The sequence below is a fragment of the Pseudomonas sp. P65(2024) genome, from assembly GCF_057480955.1.
Genome location: NZ_JBLIYX010000006.1, coordinates 219,950 through 236,736, shown reverse-complemented (window position 1 = coordinate 236,736; position 16,787 = coordinate 219,950). Strand labels below are relative to the sequence as shown.

The following is a 16,787-nucleotide window of genomic DNA, read 5'->3' as shown; positions in this document are numbered from 1 at the left end:
TTATCACTTCAAACCCAGGCGGGTTCTCAGTTGTGCGCGTGCAGCGCCTCGTTCAGCTCGATGGCCGACTTGTGAGTCTTGCACTCCACCGCGCCATTGAGCGAGTTGCGACGGAACAGCAGGTCGGTCTGGCCGGCCAGGTCGCGGGCCTTGACCACCTTGACCAGCTGGTTGTTCTCGTCCAGCAGGTTCACCTTGGTCCCGGCGGTGATGTACAGGCCGGCCTCGACGGTGTTGCGGTCGCCCAGCGGGATGCCGATGCCGGCGTTGGCGCCAATCAGGCAGCCTTCGCCGACCTTGATGACGATGTTGCCGCCACCGGACAGGGTGCCCATGGTCGAGCAGCCGCCGCCCAGGTCCGAACCCTTGCCGACGAATACGCCGGCGGAGACGCGGCCTTCGATCATGCCCGGGCCTTCGGTGCCGGCGTTAAAGTTGACGAAACCTTCGTGCATGATGGTGGTGCCTTCGCCGATGTAGGCGCCCAGGCGCACGCGGGCGGTGTCGGCGATACGCACGCCGGCCGGCACGACGTAGTCGGTCATCTTCGGGAACTTGTCCACCGAGAACACTTCCAGCAGTTCGCCTTTCAGGCGCGCTTCCAGTTGCAACTCGGCCAGTTCGGCCAGGTCGACCGCGCCCTGGTTGGTCCAGGCGACGTTCGGCAGCAGCGGGAAGATGCCGGCCAGCGACACGCCGTGCGGCTTGACCAGGCGGTGCGACAGCAGGTGCAGCTTGAGGTAGGCCTCTGGGGTGGAGGTCAGCGCGCCGTCTTCGGCCAGCAGGGTGGCGACCAGCGGCTTGTGGCTTTCGGCCAGGCGGGTCAGCAGGGCGGCCTGGGCGGCATCGACGCCCTTGAGTGCGTCGGCCAGTTGGGCGGCCTGGGCGGTGGTGAAGGCGATGGCCTGGTTGCCCCCTTCGTAGCCCAGCACTGGTGCGACGGCTGCGACCAGCTCGGCGGATGGCTTGAGCACGGGTTGTGCGTAGAAGACTTCCAGCCAGGTGCCCTGGCGGTTCTGGGTGCCGACACCGAAGGCCAGGCTGAACAGCGATTGAGACATGCGATTACCTCGTACGAAAAGGGGATGGAGCGTAATGCGGGATCAGGCCAGCGCCGCGGCGTACAGGTCAGGCTTGAAGCCGACCAGGGTACGCTCGCCGAGGTCGAGCACCGGGCGTTTGATCATCGACGGTTGGGCGAGCATCAGTTCGACGGCCTTGGCCTGGTCGAGGTCGGCCTTGCTGGCGTCGTCGAGCTTGCGGAAGGTGGTCCCGGCGCGGTTCAGCACGACTTCCCAGCCATGTTCGTCGCACCAGCGGTTCAAGCTGTCGCGGTCGATGCCCTGGGTCTTGTAGTCGTGGAAGTCGTAGCCGATGGCCTTGTCTTCAAGCCAGGTGCGGGCCTTTTTCATGGTGTCGCAGGCTTTGATGCCGTAGAGAGTGTAAGCCATTGAATGCCTGGGGCTGCCTGGTCGGGTCAGGCGTCCCCGATGCTCCTTGAAGATTGGGTGGGCCGATTATGCGGTATCGATGGGGCTGGCGCCACGGCTGCGGGCTGGAAGGCGTCGCCGATGTGTTTCACCGCTTCTCGCGTAGCATTGTGTTACACATTCCCGGCCAGGCTGCGACTATCGTGCAGCGGTCCACGATAGCGAGTCCCCGCTAACATATTGTTTCAATGGCGAAGTTTCGACTCGCTGTGGTTTCTCCGATCAAACAGGAAGCTTGCCGATGCAGTCAGCCTATACCGTTCTAATCCTGCTGATGCTGGTGAGCGTGTCGAAACTGGTCGGGCGGGTGCTGCCACTGCCCCTGCCGCTGGTGCAGATTGGCGCCGGCGCCTTGCTGGCCTGGCCGACCCTGGGCCTGCACGTGGCGCTGGACCCGGAGCTGTTCCTTTTCCTGTTCCTGCCGCCGCTGTTGTTCGCCGACGGCTGGCGCATGCCCAAGCGCGAACTGTGGCGTATCCGCGGGCCTGTGGTGGCGCTGGCGGTGGGGCTGGTGCTGTTCACCGTGGTCGGCGCCGGCTACTTCATCCACTGGCTGTTGCCGAGCATTCCGCTGGCGGTGGCCTTCGCCCTGGCGGCGGTGCTGTCGCCCACCGACGCCGTGGCCGTCTCGGCCATCACCCAGGACCGCCTGCCGACACCGCTGATGCACATGCTTCAGGGCGAGGCGCTGATGAATGACGCCTCGGGCCTGGTGACCTTCAAGTTCGCCCTGGTGGCGGCGATCACCGGAGTGTTCTCGTTGACCGAGGCCAGCCTGACCTTCATCCTGGTCGCCCTCGGCGGCCTGGCGGTGGGGGTGGCGCTGAGCTGGCTGGTCGGGCGCCTGCGTATGTGGATGATCACCCGCGGCTGGGACGACCCGGCGACTCACGTGGTATTCATGCTGCTGCTGCCCTTTGCCGCCTACGTACTGGCTGAACGGCTCGGCGTATCCGGCATTCTCTCGGCGGTGGCTGCCGGGATGATGCAGAGCTGGCTGGACCTGCTGCCCCGGCAGACCAGCACGCGCCTGCTCAATCGCAGTGTCTGGTCGCTGCTGGAGTTTGCCTTCAACGGCCTGATCTTCCTGCTGCTGGGGCTGCAATTGCCGGACATCATCAAGGCAGTGGTGACCGACGAAGCCGCAGCCTGGACGACCCTGGCCTGGCGCTGCCTGGATGTGGTGGCGATCTTCGCTGCGCTGGTGCTGTTGCGGTTCATCTGGGTGCAGAGCATCTGGCGGGCTATCGGCGTGGTCAGACGCTGGCGCGGCAAGCCTGCGCTGGTGCTGATGCCGACCGCGCGCTCCTGCTGGTTGCTGACCCTGGGCGGCGTACGTGGTGCTGTGACCCTGGCGGGCGTGATGTCGGTGCCGCTGCTGATCGGCGCGGGCAAGGCGTTTCCCGAGCGCGACCTGCTCATCTTCATCGCCGCCGGAGTGATTTTGCTGTCGCTGGTCAGCGCCTGTATTGCCTTGCCTCTCTTGCTGCGCGGGGTAACCAAGAGCCCGGACGAGCGCTTGCACCAGGAGGTGCAGGAGGCCTGGCGGCGCACCGCCGAGGCGGCGATCCATGCGCTTGAGGCCGAGGAGGTGATCGATGCAAACGCGCCGCAGGATGCCGCCCAGGCGACCCTGGCCACCGAGCTCAAGGCGCGGCTGATGGCCGAATACCGCGATGAGCTGGACAGCTACAACGACAGTGCCGAGGCCCGGGCGTTGGCCGAGCAGATGGATCTGCTCGAACGTCGTTTACGCCTGCGGGCCCTGCGTGCGCAGCGGCTGGAGTTGTACGAGTTGCATCGCCAGCACCTGGTCGGGGACGAAGTGGTGCGTCAGGTGCTAGGCGAGCTGGACCTGAGCGAGGCCAACCTCGGGCAGGTCCGCTAGTTATTGGCATGAAGCCGGATAGACCAGGCGCATGAAGCGCTTGTCCTTTTTGCTGATTTTCAGGTTATGGCTGCGCTTGAACGCGTGGCGCGTGAGTTTCTGCCTGATGGGGTAGTGCATGATCGACCGCCTGTCATAGGGCAGGATGAGCAGGTCGCCGTTGTCGGGCAAGGGCAGGAACTGAGTGGCAAGGTCCTCTTCGATCAGGTCGTCGAGGTCATTCGGGTTGTTGGCCTCGTCGGCCAGGACCACGGCCAGCATTTGGCGCACCGCGTCAAGGTCCCAGGGTATGTTGGCCCTTGGGTGTTGGTGCTCATGCTCCATCCCCAATGCGTGTCCGAACTCATGCAGTACGAACGGCTCGAACAGCGGGTCCGACAGCTTGACCCCCAATGCCATGGTGGCACCGCCCACGTCCAAGGCCTGGTTGCCCAGGAAACTGAAATTCACGCCTTCCTGCACATCGGTCTGGATGCGGATCTCGGCTTTGTCGACATCGTTGTCCAGGAGCTCGAAGTTCAGGTTGGCATATTTCAGCCATTGGCACGCGGTGTCGAAAATCGATTTCTTGAGCCAGGGGCATGGCGTGCCGATGAACGAGATCCTGAGTGTCTGGCCGGGGCGCCAGAATACAGAGTGATCGGCCACCGAGCGTTTCTTGCGCGGCTTTATCGCCTGGGGCAGATGCAGCTTCTGGCGTAGACGGTAGATCGCGTTTGCCACGAGAGTATCGGACATGGTTGTGCACCTTCAGGGGTTGATAGGTGCCAACTATCGGTCGCCAGTGTTCTGCACCAGCGGTACTTAATGCTTGTCTCGATAGAGATTGCGCCCCCCTGTGAGGAGGGGCGCCTGCCATCAGCGGCCCAGGAACGCGCGAATCCGCTCGGCCGCCTCGATGCATTCGGCCAGCGGCGCGACCAGGGCCATGCGCACGCGCCCGGCGCCCGGATTGACTCCGTCTACTTCGCGGGACAGGTACGAACCCGGCACCACGGTCACATGCTCGGCCTCGAACAGGTCGCGGGTGAAGTCGGCATCGCTGCCCGGTACCTTGGCCCACAGGTAGAAACTGCCGTCCGGGCGTTGCACGTCGAGCACCGGCTGCAGGATGTCGAGCACGGCGTCGTACTTGGCGCGGTACTGGTCGCGGTTTTCGCGTACATGGGCCTCGTCCTGCCAGGCGGCGATGCTGGCCAGCTGGGTCTGCACCGGCATGGCGCAGCCGTGGTAGGTGCGGTACAGCAGGAACGGCTTGATGATTTCGGCGTCGCCGGCGACGAAGCCCGAGCGCAAGCCCGGCAAGTTGGAGCGCTTGGACAGGCTATGGAACACCACGCAGCGCTTGAAGTCATTTCGGCCCAGTGCCGCGCAGGCGCTGAGCAAGCCCGGTGGTGGCGTTTCCTCGTCGAAGTACAGCTCGCTGTAGCACTCGTCGGCGGCGATCACGAAGTCGTGCTCGTCGGCCAGGGCGATCAGCTTTTTCAGGGTGTCCATCGGCACCAGGGCGCCAGTGGGGTTGCCCGGGGAGCACAGGAACAGGATCTGGCAACGTTTCCAGACGTCGGCCGGCACGGCGTCGAAATCCGGGTTGAAACCGTTGTTTTCCAGGCAGGGCAGGTAGTGCGGCGTGGCGCCGGCCAGCAGGGCCGCGCCTTCGTAGATCTGGTAGAACGGGTTGGGGCTGACCACCAGGCCGTCCGCGGAGCGATCGACCACGGCCTGGGTGAAGGCGAACAGCGCCTCACGGGTGCCGTTGACCGGCAGGATATGGCGGTCGGCGTCCAGCCAGCCGGCCGGCACGCCGAAGCGCCGCTCGCACCACTGGCCGATGGCCTGGCGCAGGGCCGGCAGGCCCAGGGTGCTGGGGTAGACCGCCAGCTTGTCGAGGTTGTCGGTCATGGCCTTGGCGACGAAGGCCGGCGATTCGTGCTTCGGCTCGCCGATCGACAGGGCGATCGGGCGTTTGTCCGCCGCCGGTTTCACGCTCCCCAGCAGGGCACGCAGTTTCTCGAACGGGTAGGGCTGGAGCTGGGTCAGTGCTGGGTTCATTGGCGCAAGGTCTCGTTATCGTCAAAAGGTCATGCGGGTGGGGCTGGCATCGCTGGCCTGGCCGGCCTGCAGCTGCCGGACGATGGCCTCCTGCAGGCGGCTGCACAGCTGCGGGTCGGACAGCGGCTGGTTGTCGGCGTCGGTGATGAAGAACACGTCCTCCACGCGCTCGCCTAGGGTGGCGATCTTGGCGTTCTGCAGCGAGATGTCGAACTCCAGGAAGATCCGCCCGATCCGTGCCAGCAGGCCGGGGCGGTCCGGGGCGGTGATCTCGAGGATGGTCACTGGCCGTTGGGCGTCGTTGAGGATGGTCACCTGCGGCGGGAAGTCAAAGTGCTTGAGCTGGCGCGGCACCCGGCGCTGGATGATCGTCGGGTAGTCTTCGGGGGTGCGAAGCGCTTCGGTCAAGCCGTCGCGGATCTGCCTGACCCGCTGCGGATTGTCGCCGATCGAGCCGCCGTCGTTATCGAGCACAATGTAGGTGTCGAGGGTGAACTGGCTGCTCGAGGTGATGATCCGGGCGTCGTGGATGTTCAGGTTGAGCTGGGCCATGGCGGCCACGGTCACGGCGAAGAAATCGTGCTGGTCGGGGGCATAGATGAAGATCTGCGTGCCGCCCTCGAACTCGCGCTGGGTGGTTTCCTTGATCAGTACCAGCGGCCCGCCGTCGGCCGGCTGCTGGAGGATCGCGTCGCTGTGCCAGGCCACGTCGGCGGCGGTGTGTTTGAGGAAGTAGTCGTCACCCAGTTGCGACCAGAGCTGTTCGACGTCGTCCGGGTCGGTCCCTTCGCGCACCAGGATGTCGAGTGCGGCGCTCTGGGTCTGGCGGATCTGCTCCTCGCGGTCCAGCGGGTTTTCCAGGCCCCGGCGCAAGGCGCGCTTGGTCTCGGTGTAGAGCTGGCGCAAGAGGCTCGCCCGCCAGGAGTTCCACAGGCTGGGGTTGGTGGCGTTGATGTCGGCCACGGTCAGCACGTAGAGGTAGTCCAGGCGCGTCTCGTCGCCCACGTGCAGGGCGAAGTCGTTGATCACCTGAGGGTCGGAAAGGTCCTTGCGTTGCGCAGTGGTAGACATCACCAGGTGGTTCTGCACCAGCCAGACGATCAGCCGGCTGTCCCAGGCCGGTAGCTGGTGGCGCGCGCAGAAGGCCTGTGCGTCCACTGCGCCCAGCTCGGAGTGATCGCCCTGGCGACCCTTGCCGATGTCGTGGTAGAGGCCGGCCAGGTAGATCAGCTCGGGCTTGGGCAGGCGGCCCATGAGCTTGCTGGCCAGCGGAAATTTCTCGGAAACCGGGGTGTACTGCAGCTTGCGCAAGTGCTTGATCAGGTTGAGGGTGTGCGCATCGACCGTGTAGATGTGGAACAGGTCGTGCTGCATCTGCCCGACGATCAGGCCGAACTCCGGCAGGTAGCGGCCGAGGATGCCGTAGCGGTTCATCCGCCGCAGGTTGCGGTGGATGCCGATTTCGCACTTGAACAGCTCGATGAACAGGCTGGTGTTGCGGATATCGTTGCGGAACTTGTCGTCGATCAGGTGGCGATGCTCGCGCAGCAAGCGCACGGTGTCGGCGCGCACGCCCTTGATCTCGGGGTGCTGGGCCATCAGCACGAAGATCTCCAGCATGGCAAAGGGGGTGCGCCGGAAAACGTTCGGGTTGACCGCTTCTATATAGCCGTCGTGCAGGCGGAAGCGCGCGTTCAGCGGCTGGGTGGCGCCGCTGTCGTCATCGGCGAGGATCACTTCCTCGAAATGCTGGATGATCAGGTCGCACAGCTGGCTGATGCTCATTACCACCCGGTAGTACTGCTGCATGAACTGTTCGATGGCGCGCTTGGGGTTGTCGTCGGTGTAGCCCAGCAGCGCGGCGATGCTGCGCTGGTGGTCGAACAGCAGGCGGTCCTCGGCTCGCCCGGCGAGCATGTGCAGGGCATAGCGCACGCGCCAGAGGAAGGCCTGCGACGAAGCCAGCAGTTCGTTCTCGCTTTCCAGCAGGAAATCCTCGCCGGCCAGGGCATGCAGGTTTAGGGTGCCGTACTGGCGCCGGGCCACCCAGAGCACCGTTTGAATGTCGCGCAGGCCGCCCGGCCCGCCCTTGACGTTGGGCTCGAGGTTGTACTCGGTGTCGTTGTATTTGTGGTGGCGGGCCTTGAGCTCGGCGCGTTTGGCCAGGAAGAACTCCTTGCTCGGCCACATGTGCGCGGTGCTGGTGGCATCGAGCATGCGTTGGCGCAGCGACTCGGGGCCGGCGATGGTGCGGCTTTCCATCAGGTTGGTGATGACCGTGAGGTCGGCCCGGGCCTGCTCGGCGCATTCGTCGACGGTGCGCACGCTCTGGCCGACTTCCAGGCCGATATCCCACAGCAGCGTGAGGAAGCGCTCGATGGCGTCGCGGTACTGCTCGTGCTCGGCGGCGTCGAGCAGGATCAGCAGGTCGATGTCCGAGAACGGGTGCAACTCGCCGCGGCCATAGCCGCCCACCGCCACCAGGGCGATGCCGTCCGGCGTGCCCCAGCTGAACTGGTGCCAGGCCTGTTGCAGGATGTTGTCGACGAACCAGGCACGATCCTCGATTAGCCGGCGGATCTCGCGGCCTTCACGGAAACGCTTGTCGAGCACCTCGCCGGCCATGCGGATGGCTTTCTTGAAAGCGGCGATAGGGCTTGCCTTGAGGGCCAGTTCCGCCTGGAACTGGCCGCGGTCGAACAGCTCGGGATCCACCTGTGGCATCGAGTCGCGTTCCTGTTAGTCAGTGTCAGGCCGAGGTGCGCGCAATGGTGTCGTCCTTGCGCAGGGTGAAGATCTCGTAGCCGTTGGCGGTCACTACCAGGGTGTGTTCCCACTGGGCCGAGAGCTTGCGGTCCTTGGTGATGGCGGTCCAGCCGTCGCCAAGCACCTTGGTGTCGGCCTTGCCCTGGTTGATCATCGGCTCGATCGTGAAGGTCATGCCTTCCTTGAGCTCCATGCCAGTGCCGGCGCGGCCGTAATGGAGGATCTGCGGCTCTTCGTGGAACACCTTGCCGATGCCGTGACCGCAGAACTCGCGAACCACCGAAAAACCGTTCTTCTCGGCGTGCTTCTGGATCACCTCGCCAATGTCGCCAAGACGGCAGCCGGGCTTGACCAGCTCGATGGCCTTGTACAGGCACTCCTGAGTGACCTTGGACAGGCGCTCGGCCCATGGCGCGACGGTGCCGACATGGAACATGCGGCTGGTGTCGCCGTGATAGCCGTCCTTGATCACGGTCACGTCGATGTTGATGGTGTCGCCGTCCTTTAGCGCCTTGTCATTGGGAATGCCGTGGCAGACCACATGGTTGATCGAGGTGCAGATCGACTTGGGGAAACCCTTGTAGTTGAGAGGCGCGGGGATCGCCTGCTGGACGTTGACGATATAGTCGTGGCACAGGCGGTCGAGTTCCTCGGTGGTGACGCCGGGCTTGACGTGCTCCTCGATCATTTCCAGCACTTCGGCGGCCAGGCGGCCAGCGATGCGCATCTTCTCGATGTCTTCTGCGGTCTTGATGGTGACGGTCATGAACAGGCTCTCTACGGCGCCCTGTGTGGCGCGAACAAACGGGAAAGACCGGATTCTACCAGAGCGCGGCGGCGATCTGTCGGGAGAGTCCCGTGGATCCGGAGGTCTATTGAAGGCATTCTGGCCGCAAAGCGCGGGGCCTGCAAAAGCCGCTGACGGACGAAGCATGATCCGGGTTCCGTTCGCGCTCGGCCTGTGGTATAAAATGCGCCGCTTTCGGGGGATGTCCTCCGTCAGCTCAAACCCACACACGTGTCGACACGATGGCCTGGGTGCCCGGTTTCCCTGGAAACACGGGTTGGTCATTGGGATACGTGGAGGCCCAACCCGACTTATCAAGGAACTATCATGTCCCAAGTCAACATGCGCGATATGCTGAAGGCCGGTGTGCACTTCGGCCACCAGACCCGTTACTGGAACCCGAAAATGGGCAAGTACATTTTCGGCGCGCGTAACAAGATCCATATCATCAACCTGGAAAAAACCCTGCCAATGTTCAACGAAGCTCTGTCCTTCGTAGAGCGCCTGGCCCAGGGCAAGAACAAGATCATGTTCGTCGGCACCAAGCGTTCCGCCGGCAAGATCGTCGCCGAGCAAGCTGCTCGTTGCGGTTCGCCATACGTTGATCACCGTTGGTTGGGCGGCATGCTGACCAACTACAAGACCATTCGCGCCTCGATCAAGCGTCTGCGCGACCTGGAAACCCAGGCCGAAGACGGCACCTTTGCCAAGCTGACCAAGAAAGAAGCCCTGATGCGTTCGCGCGATCTGGAAAAGCTGGATCGCAGCCTGGGTGGTATCAAGGACATGGGCGGCCTGCCTGATGCCCTGTTCGTGATCGACGTCGACCACGAGCGCATTGCCATCACCGAAGCCAACAAGCTGGGCATCCCGGTCATCGGCGTTGTCGATACCAACAGCAGCCCGGAAGGTGTTGACTACATCATCCCAGGTAACGATGACGCCATCCGCGCCATCGAGCTGTACATGACTTCGATGGCTGACGCCGTCATCCGCGGTCGCAACAACGTTGCCGGCGGCACTGAAGTCTACGCTGAAGAAGCGGCTGCACCTGCTGCCGAGTAATTGACGCCTGGCGTCGACTTGGCACGCAAAAAGGGGGCTTGGCCCCCTTTTTGCCACCTTGAAATCCTGCTGTCAGCAACGGCCTTGCATCATGGGCGAGCTGATATAAAGGCAGCGATTTGCAGAATTTAACGCCCGTGACGAGCGGGTGGAATGGTTGAAAAACTTTCCAAGAGGATTTTGAAATGGCAGCAATTACTGCGGCGCTGGTCAAAGAACTGCGCGAGCGTACCGGCGAAGGCATGATGGATTGCAAGAAGGCCCTGGAAAAGGCCGGCGGCGACATCGAAAAAGCCATTGACGACATGCGTGCCTCGGGCGCCATCAAGGCCGCCAAAAAGGCTGGCAACGTCGCTGCTGAAGGCGCTATCGCGGTCAAGACCGACGGTAAATCCGCCGTTCTGCTGGAAGTGAACTCGCAGACCGACTTCCTGGCCCTGCAGGACGACTTCAAGAACTTCGTTGCCGAAAGCCTCGAAGAAGCCTTCGCTCAGAAGCTGACCGACGCAGCTCCGCTGATCGCCTCGCGTGAAGCCGCTCGTGAAGCCCTGGTTGCCAAGTGCGGCGAGAACGTCAACATCCGTCGCCTGGTGCGCGTTGAGGGCGACGTTGTCGGCGCTTACCTGCACGGCAACAAGATCGGTGCCGTTGTTGTCCTGAAAGGCGGCGACGTCGACCTGGCCAAGAACATCGCCATGCACGTTGCAGCCTCGAACCCAGAGTTCCTGGACGCGTCGGAAATCTCCGCCGAGGCCATCGAGCGCGAGAAGAACGTCTTCCTGCAGCTGAATGCCGACAAGATCGCCGGCAAGCCGGAGAACATCGTTGAGAACATGATCAACGGTCGTATTTCCAAGTTCAAAGCCGAAGCCTCGCTGAAAGAGCAAGCCTTCGTCATGGATCCGGAAGTCAAAGTTGGCGCGCTGGCCAAGAAAGCCGGTGCTGAAATCGTTTCCTTCACCTACTTCAAGGTCGGCGAAGGCATCGAGAAGCCGGTTGACGACTTCGCTGCCGAAGTTGCCGCCCAGGTAGCTGCCGCCAAGCAGTAAGACGGATTCGTCTGTCGCCCCGAAGAGGCTGCCCGCTTACGCGCGCAGCCTCTTTGTCAAAGCGGGAGCGGTTCACGAGACCGTTGCTCGCTGACGCATCAAGTGCGTCACGCTAGAGTTACGCGCAGGCTGAAACAGCCCGCCAGATTTTTACAAACGCCGCAGGAGAGATTCGCAATGGCTCAGCAGGGCAGTGGTCATCAGGCTCGCTATAAACGCATTCTACTCAAACTTAGCGGCGAGGCCCTGATGGGCTCGGAAGAGTTCGGGATCGACCCCAAGGTCCTGGATCGCATGGCGCTGGAAGTCGGCCAGCTGGTCGGCATCGGCGTTCAGGTCGGCCTGGTGATCGGTGGCGGCAACCTGTTCCGTGGCGCGGCGCTCAGTGCGGCCGGCATGGACCGCGTTACCGGCGACCACATGGGCATGCTGGCCACCGTGATGAACGGCCTGGCCATGCGCGACGCGCTGGAGCGGGCGAACATCACCGCCATCGTCATGTCGGCTATCTCCATGGTGGGTGTGACCGATCACTACGATCGCCGCAAGGCCATGCGCCACCTGAATTCCAAGGAAGTCGTAATCTTCGCTGCCGGTACCGGCAACCCGTTCTTCACCACCGACTCCGCGGCTTGCCTGCGCGCCATCGAAATCGATGCCGACGTGGTATTGAAGGCAACCAAGGTCGATGGTGTATACACTGCAGATCCATTCAAGGACCCGCATGCCGAGAAGTTCGATCATCTGTCCTACGATGAAGTGCTGGATCGCAAGCTGGGCGTAATGGACCTGACGGCAATCTGCCTTTGCCGCGATCACAAGATGCCGCTGCGCGTCTTCAACATGAACAAGCCCGGCGCCCTGCTCAATATTGTGCATGGTGGTGCGGAAGGAACTCTGATCGAGGAAGTTCAAAAATGATCAACGACATCAAGAAAGACGCCCAGGAGCGCATGGGCAAGTCCCTCGAGGCCTTGGCCCGCAACCTGGCGGCGATCCGCACCGGTCGCGCCCACCCGAGCATCCTGGATAGCGTCAAGGTGCCGGCCTGGGGCAGCGACATGCCGCTGAACCAGGTAGCCGCGATCACCGTCGAGGACGCCCGTACCCTGAAGATCGTCGCCCACGACAAGAACCTCAGCGCCGCCATCGAAAAGGCCATCCTGACCTCCGACCTGGGCCTGAACCCGTCCAGCGCCGGCACCACCATTCGTGTGCCGATGCCGGCCCTGACCGAAGAAACCCGCAAGGGCTACACCAAGCAGGCCAGCGGCGTTGCCGAGGACGCCAAGGTTGCAGTGCGCAACGTGCGTCGCGATGCCCTCGCCGATCTGAAGAAGCTGACCAAGGACAAGGAAATCAGCGAAGACGAAGAGCGCCGCGCGGCTGACGAGATCCAGAAGCTGACCGACAAGTTCGTTGCTGAGGTCGATGCTGCCTTCAAGGCCAAGGAAAAGGACCTGATGGCCGTTTGAGGCCAGGGTTGCTCTCTTAATGGAAAAGACCAAGTCAGCGGCACCGGGCTCGGTGCCGCGTCACGTCGCGATCATCATGGACGGCAACAACCGCTGGGCGAAGAAGCGTCTTCTGCCCGGCGTCGCCGGCCACAAGGCCGGCGTGGATGCCGTTCGCGCGGTGATCGAAGTCTGCGCCGAGGCCAAGGTCGAGGTGCTCACGCTCTTCGCCTTCTCCAGCGAAAACTGGCAGCGTCCGGCCGAGGAGGTCGGTGCGCTGATGGAGCTGTTCTTCTCGGCATTGCGTCGGGAGGCCAAGCGCCTGAACGACAATAACATCAGCCTGCGCATCATCGGTGATCGCTCGCGCTTCCACCCTGAGCTCCAGGCGGCGATGCGCGAAGCCGAAGCGGCGACGGTGGGTAGCAACCGTTTCATCCTGCAGATCGCCGCCAACTATGGCGGCCAATGGGACATCGCCCAGGCCGCGCAACGCCTGGCGCGAGAAGTCCAGGCCGGTCATCTTCGCCCCGAGGACATCACCCCGGATCTGCTGCAGACCTGCCTGGCTACCGGTGACCTGCCGTTGCCCGACCTGTGCATCCGAACCGGTGGCGAGCACCGCATCAGCAACTTCCTGTTGTGGCAGCTGGCCTACGCCGAGCTGTACTTCTCCGACCTTTATTGGCCGGACTTCAAACACGAGGCCATGCGCAACGCGCTGGCCGATTTCGCTTCACGCCAGCGACGCTTCGGTAAGACCAGCGAGCAGGTCGAAGCCGGAGCCCGTGCTTAATGCTTAAACAACGCATCATTACCGCGCTGATCCTGCTGCCGATCGCGTTGGGTGGTTTCTTCCTGCTCAACGGTGGGGATTTCGCCCTGTTCATCGGCTGCGTGGTAACGCTCGGCGCCTGGGAGTGGGCGCGTCTGGCCGGCCTGGTGGCGCAGCCGCTGCGCATTGCCTACGCCGCCGTGGTGGCCGGTGGCTTGATGCTGCTCTACCTGATGCCCGACCTCGCGCCTTGGGTGCTGGGTGCATCGGTGATCTGGTGGGCCCTGGCCACCTGGCTGGTGCTGACCTACCCGCGCAGCGGCGAGCTGTGGAGCAGTGCCGCCTGTCGCCTGCTGATCGGCCTGCTGGTGCTGCTGCCTGCCTGGCAGGGGTTGGTGCTGCTCAAGCACTGGCCATTGGGCAACTGGCTGATCCTGTCGGTCATGGTCCTGGTCTGGGCTGCCGATATTGGCGCTTACTTCTCCGGTCGGGCCTTCGGCAAGCGCAAGCTGGCGCCGCAGGTCAGCCCGGGCAAGAGCTGGGAGGGCGTCTATGGCGGTCTTGCGGTCAGTCTGCTGATCACCCTGACCGTGGGCTTTGCCCGTGACTGGAGTATCGGCCAGGTGCTACTGGGGCTCTTGGGCGCCGGGGTGGTGGTGATGTCTTCGGTAGTCGGTGACTTGACCGAAAGCATGTTCAAGCGCCGTGAAGGCATCAAGGACAGCAGCAATCTGCTGCCGGGTCATGGCGGCGTGCTCGATCGCATCGACAGCCTGACTGCGGCGATTCCGATGTTTGCCGTGCTGTTGTGGGCGGCTGAGTGGGGTGTGATGTGAGTGCTGTGCAACGCATAACCGTGCTGGGAGCCACTGGCTCCATCGGCCTTAGCACGCTGGACGTCATTGCCCGGCACCCTGATCGTTACCAGGTGTTCGCCCTGAGCGGCTATTCGCGCATCGATGAGCTGCTCACCCTGTGCAAGCGTCATCGTCCGGCGTTTGCCGTGGTGCCGAGCGCCGAGGCGGCCACGCGCCTGCGTCAGGGGCTGGGCGCGGCGGGCTGCGCCACCGAGGTGCTCGAGGGTGAGGCCGGATTGTGCCAGGTGGCCGCTGCGTCAGAGGTGGACACCGTGATGGCGGCCATCGTTGGCGCCGCCGGCCTGCGCCCGACCCTGGCCGCGGTCGAGGCGGGCAAGAAGGTGTTGCTCGCCAACAAGGAGGCCCTGGTGATGTCCGGGGCCCTGTTCATGGATGCGGTGCGCCGCAGCGGTTCGGTGTTGCTGCCGATCGACAGTGAGCACAACGCGATCTTCCAGTGCATGCCCGGCGACTACGCCCGTGGCCTCGGTGCTGTCGGTGTGCGCCGGATCCTGCTGACCGCCTCAGGCGGGCCGTTCCGCGAAACCCCTGCCGAAGTGTTGCTGGATGTAACCCCGGAGCAGGCCTGCGCGCACCCGAACTGGTCCATGGGTCGCAAGATCTCGGTCGATTCGGCCAGCATGCTGAACAAAGGCCTGGAACTGATCGAGGCCTGCTGGCTGTTCGATGCCAAGCCGTCCCAAATTGAAGTGGTGGTACACCCGCAAAGCGTCATCCATTCGCTGGTGGATTACGTCGATGGCTCGGTGCTTGCCCAGCTGGGTAACCCGGACATGCGCACGCCAATCTCCAACGCCCTGGCCTGGCCAGAGCGTATCGATTCGGGCGTCGCGCCGCTGGACTTGTTCGCCATCGCCCGTCTGGATTTCCAGGCGCCCGACGAACAGCGCTTCCCATGCCTGCGCCTGGCGCGTCAGGCTGCCGAGGCGGGCAACAGTGCGCCGACGGTGCTCAACGCCGCCAACGAAGTGGCCGTCGAGGCGTTTCTCCAGCGGCGTATCCGCTTCCCGGAGATCGCGGGTATGATCGAACAGGTGCTCGACCAGGAGCCCGTGGTGGCATTGCCCACCCTCGAGGCGGTGTTCGCCGCCGACCAGCGTGCCCGGGAGCTGTCCCGGGAGTGGCTGCGACGCCACGGCCGCTGAAGCCTGCGGCCGACTCCGCCGAATGTCACCCGGAGATTGGACATGACTGCGCTCTACATGATTGTCGGCACCCTGATTGCACTGGGTGTGCTGGTTACCTTCCACGAGTTTGGCCACTTCTGGGTGGCGCGGCGTTGCGGGGTCAAGGTCCTGCGTTTCTCGGTGGGTTTCGGCACGCCGCTGGTGCGCTGGCATGATCGCCACGGTACCGAGTTCGTCGTCGCCGCTATTCCGCTGGGCGGTTACGTCAAGATGCTCGACGAGCGCGAGGGCGAGGTTCCTCCGGCGCTGGTCGAGCAGTCGTTCAATCGCAAGTCGGTTCGCCAGCGTATTGCCATCGTGGCCGCCGGTCCCATCGCCAACTTCCTGCTGGCCATCCTGTTCTTCTGGGTTGTGGCCATGCTGGGTTCGCAGCAGGTACGTCCGGTCATCGGCGGCGTCGAGGCTGGCAGCCTGGCGGCCAGCGCCGGTCTGAGCGTTGGCCAGGAAATCGTTTCCATCGATGGCGAACCGACCAATGGCTGGTCGGCGGTCAATCTGCAACTGGTACGCCGTTTAGGCGAGACCGGCACGTTGCGGATCGGGGTGCTCGATGAGGGCGCGACGGCCGAGCGCCAATTGAATGTTTCCCTGAATCAATGGCTCAAGGGCGTTGACGAACCCGAGCCGATCCAGTCCCTAGGCCTGCGCCCATGGCGTCCGGCTGTGGTGCCGGTACTGGCAGAGATCGATCCGAAAGGGCCGGCGGCCGCGGCCGGGCTCAAGACCGGTGACAAGCTGCTGGCGCTCGACGGCGTGGAGCTGACCGATTGGCAGCAGGTGGTCGACGCAGTCCGTGCCCGTCCCGAGAAAAAGGTCAGCCTGCGCATCGAGCGTGACGGCGCGCCACTCGAGGTTGCCGTCACCCTGGCGCGCAAAGGCGAGGGCCAGGCTTCTGGCGGCTATCTGGGCGCCGGGGTCAAGGCCGCCGAGTGGCCGGCGAAGATGCTCCGCGAAGTCAGCTATGGGCCGCTGGAGGCGGTGGGCGAGGGACTTTCCCGCACCTGGAACATGAGCGTCCTTACCCTCGAATCGCTGAAGAAAATGCTGTTCGGGGAGCTCTCGGTAAAAAACTTGAGTGGACCGATAACCATTGCTAAAGTGGCGGGCGCTTCAGCCCAGTCGGGCGTTGGGGATTTCCTGAATTTCCTGGCCTACCTGAGCATAAGCCTGGGGGTTCTGAACCTGCTGCCCATCCCGGTACTGGATGGGGGGCATTTGCTGTTCTACCTGATCGAGTGGGCGCGCGGTCGTCCGCTCTCGGATCGGGTGCAAGGTTGGGGGGTCCAGATCGGTATCAGTTTGGTCGTCGGGGTGATGTTGCTCGCCCTGATCAACGATCTGGGTCGACTATAAAAGCTTCGCTCAATCGCGAAAACCTGCCGCCTTGTCGCGGCAG

General features: G+C 63.6%; 15 protein-coding genes. 9 read left to right on the top strand and 6 right to left on the bottom strand.

From position 1 onward, the window contains the following. Positions 1–26 precede the first annotated feature (26 nt). The gene (gene dapD, locus AC25MA_RS11850; protein ID WP_028690684.1) at positions 27–1,061 is read right to left on the bottom strand and encodes a 2,3,4,5-tetrahydropyridine-2,6-dicarboxylate N-succinyltransferase; all 1,035 of its coding nucleotides are present in this window, start codon (positions 1,059–1,061) and stop codon (positions 27–29) included. Positions 1,062–1,103: 42 nt separating this feature from the next. Beyond that, entirely contained in the window at positions 1,104–1,451 is a 348-nt protein-coding gene (locus tag AC25MA_RS11845) for an ArsC family reductase (RefSeq protein ID WP_028690683.1), read from the bottom strand. A gap of 280 nt (positions 1,452–1,731) precedes the next feature. Here AC25MA_RS11845 and AC25MA_RS11840 point away from each other — a divergent pair, with 280 nt between their 5' ends. Beyond that, positions 1,732–3,378, top strand: a complete 1,647-nt coding sequence (locus AC25MA_RS11840) for a Na+/H+ antiporter (RefSeq protein WP_028690682.1) — start codon at positions 1,732–1,734, stop codon at positions 3,376–3,378. Here AC25MA_RS11840 and AC25MA_RS11835 read toward each other — a convergent pair whose 3' ends face one another. The 4 genes from AC25MA_RS11835 to map all read right to left on the bottom strand — a co-directional run bounded on the left by AC25MA_RS11835 (position 3,379) and on the right by map (position 8,962). Next, on the bottom strand, positions 3,379–4,116 hold the full coding sequence (locus AC25MA_RS11835) for a zinc metalloprotease (RefSeq protein ID WP_051555671.1): 738 nt from the start codon (positions 4,114–4,116) through the stop codon (positions 3,379–3,381). Positions 4,117–4,236: 120 nt separating this feature from the next. Continuing rightward, complete coding sequence (dapC, locus tag AC25MA_RS11830; RefSeq protein ID WP_028690681.1) at positions 4,237–5,430, bottom strand: succinyldiaminopimelate transaminase; 1,194 nt, start codon at positions 5,428–5,430, stop codon at positions 4,237–4,239. 21 nt (positions 5,431–5,451) lie between these two features. After that, on the bottom strand, positions 5,452–8,154 hold the full coding sequence (locus tag AC25MA_RS11825) for a [protein-PII] uridylyltransferase (protein ID WP_028690680.1): 2,703 nt from the start codon (positions 8,152–8,154) through the stop codon (positions 5,452–5,454). Positions 8,155–8,179: 25 nt separating this feature from the next. After that, complete coding sequence (gene map / locus AC25MA_RS11820) at positions 8,180–8,962, bottom strand: type I methionyl aminopeptidase (protein WP_028690679.1); 783 nt, start codon at positions 8,960–8,962, stop codon at positions 8,180–8,182. A gap of 348 nt (positions 8,963–9,310) precedes the next feature. On the opposite strand from map, the gene rpsB reads away from it, so the two are divergent. The 8 genes from rpsB (at position 9,311) to rseP (ending at position 16,744) form a co-directional block, all read left to right on the top strand. After that, complete coding sequence (gene rpsB / locus AC25MA_RS11815) at positions 9,311–10,048, top strand: 30S ribosomal protein S2 (protein ID WP_028690678.1); 738 nt, start codon at positions 9,311–9,313, stop codon at positions 10,046–10,048. A gap of 185 nt (positions 10,049–10,233) precedes the next feature. Further along, positions 10,234–11,097, top strand: coding sequence for a translation elongation factor Ts (tsf, locus tag AC25MA_RS11810; RefSeq protein ID WP_028690677.1), 864 nt, complete (start codon positions 10,234–10,236; stop codon positions 11,095–11,097). Between the two features lie 177 nt (positions 11,098–11,274). Beyond that, positions 11,275–12,018 carry a UMP kinase gene (gene pyrH / locus AC25MA_RS11805; protein ID WP_028690676.1) on the top strand — a complete coding sequence of 248 codons (744 nt, stop codon included), beginning with the start codon at positions 11,275–11,277 and terminating at the stop codon, positions 12,016–12,018. Next, positions 12,015–12,572, top strand: a complete 558-nt coding sequence (gene frr / locus AC25MA_RS11800; RefSeq protein ID WP_028690675.1) for a ribosome recycling factor — start codon at positions 12,015–12,017, stop codon at positions 12,570–12,572. The genes pyrH and frr overlap by 4 nt, the downstream gene beginning before the upstream one ends. 19 nt (positions 12,573–12,591) lie before the next feature. Continuing rightward, positions 12,592–13,347, top strand: coding sequence for a polyprenyl diphosphate synthase (uppS, locus tag AC25MA_RS11795; protein ID WP_028690674.1), 756 nt, complete (start codon positions 12,592–12,594; stop codon positions 13,345–13,347). Next, positions 13,347–14,162, top strand: a complete 816-nt coding sequence (locus AC25MA_RS11790) for a phosphatidate cytidylyltransferase (RefSeq protein WP_028690673.1) — start codon at positions 13,347–13,349, stop codon at positions 14,160–14,162. Before uppS ends, AC25MA_RS11790 begins: the two co-directional genes overlap by 1 nt. Beyond that, complete coding sequence (gene ispC / locus AC25MA_RS11785; protein WP_349738513.1) at positions 14,159–15,349, top strand: 1-deoxy-D-xylulose-5-phosphate reductoisomerase; 1,191 nt, start codon at positions 14,159–14,161, stop codon at positions 15,347–15,349. The genes AC25MA_RS11790 and ispC overlap by 4 nt, the downstream gene beginning before the upstream one ends. Before the next feature lie 42 nt (positions 15,350–15,391). After that, positions 15,392–16,744: a sigma E protease regulator RseP gene (gene rseP / locus AC25MA_RS11780; protein WP_197865754.1), complete on the top strand. Its 1,353-nt coding sequence runs from the start codon at positions 15,392–15,394 to the stop codon at positions 16,742–16,744. The last annotated feature ends 43 nt before the right edge of the window (positions 16,745–16,787 follow it).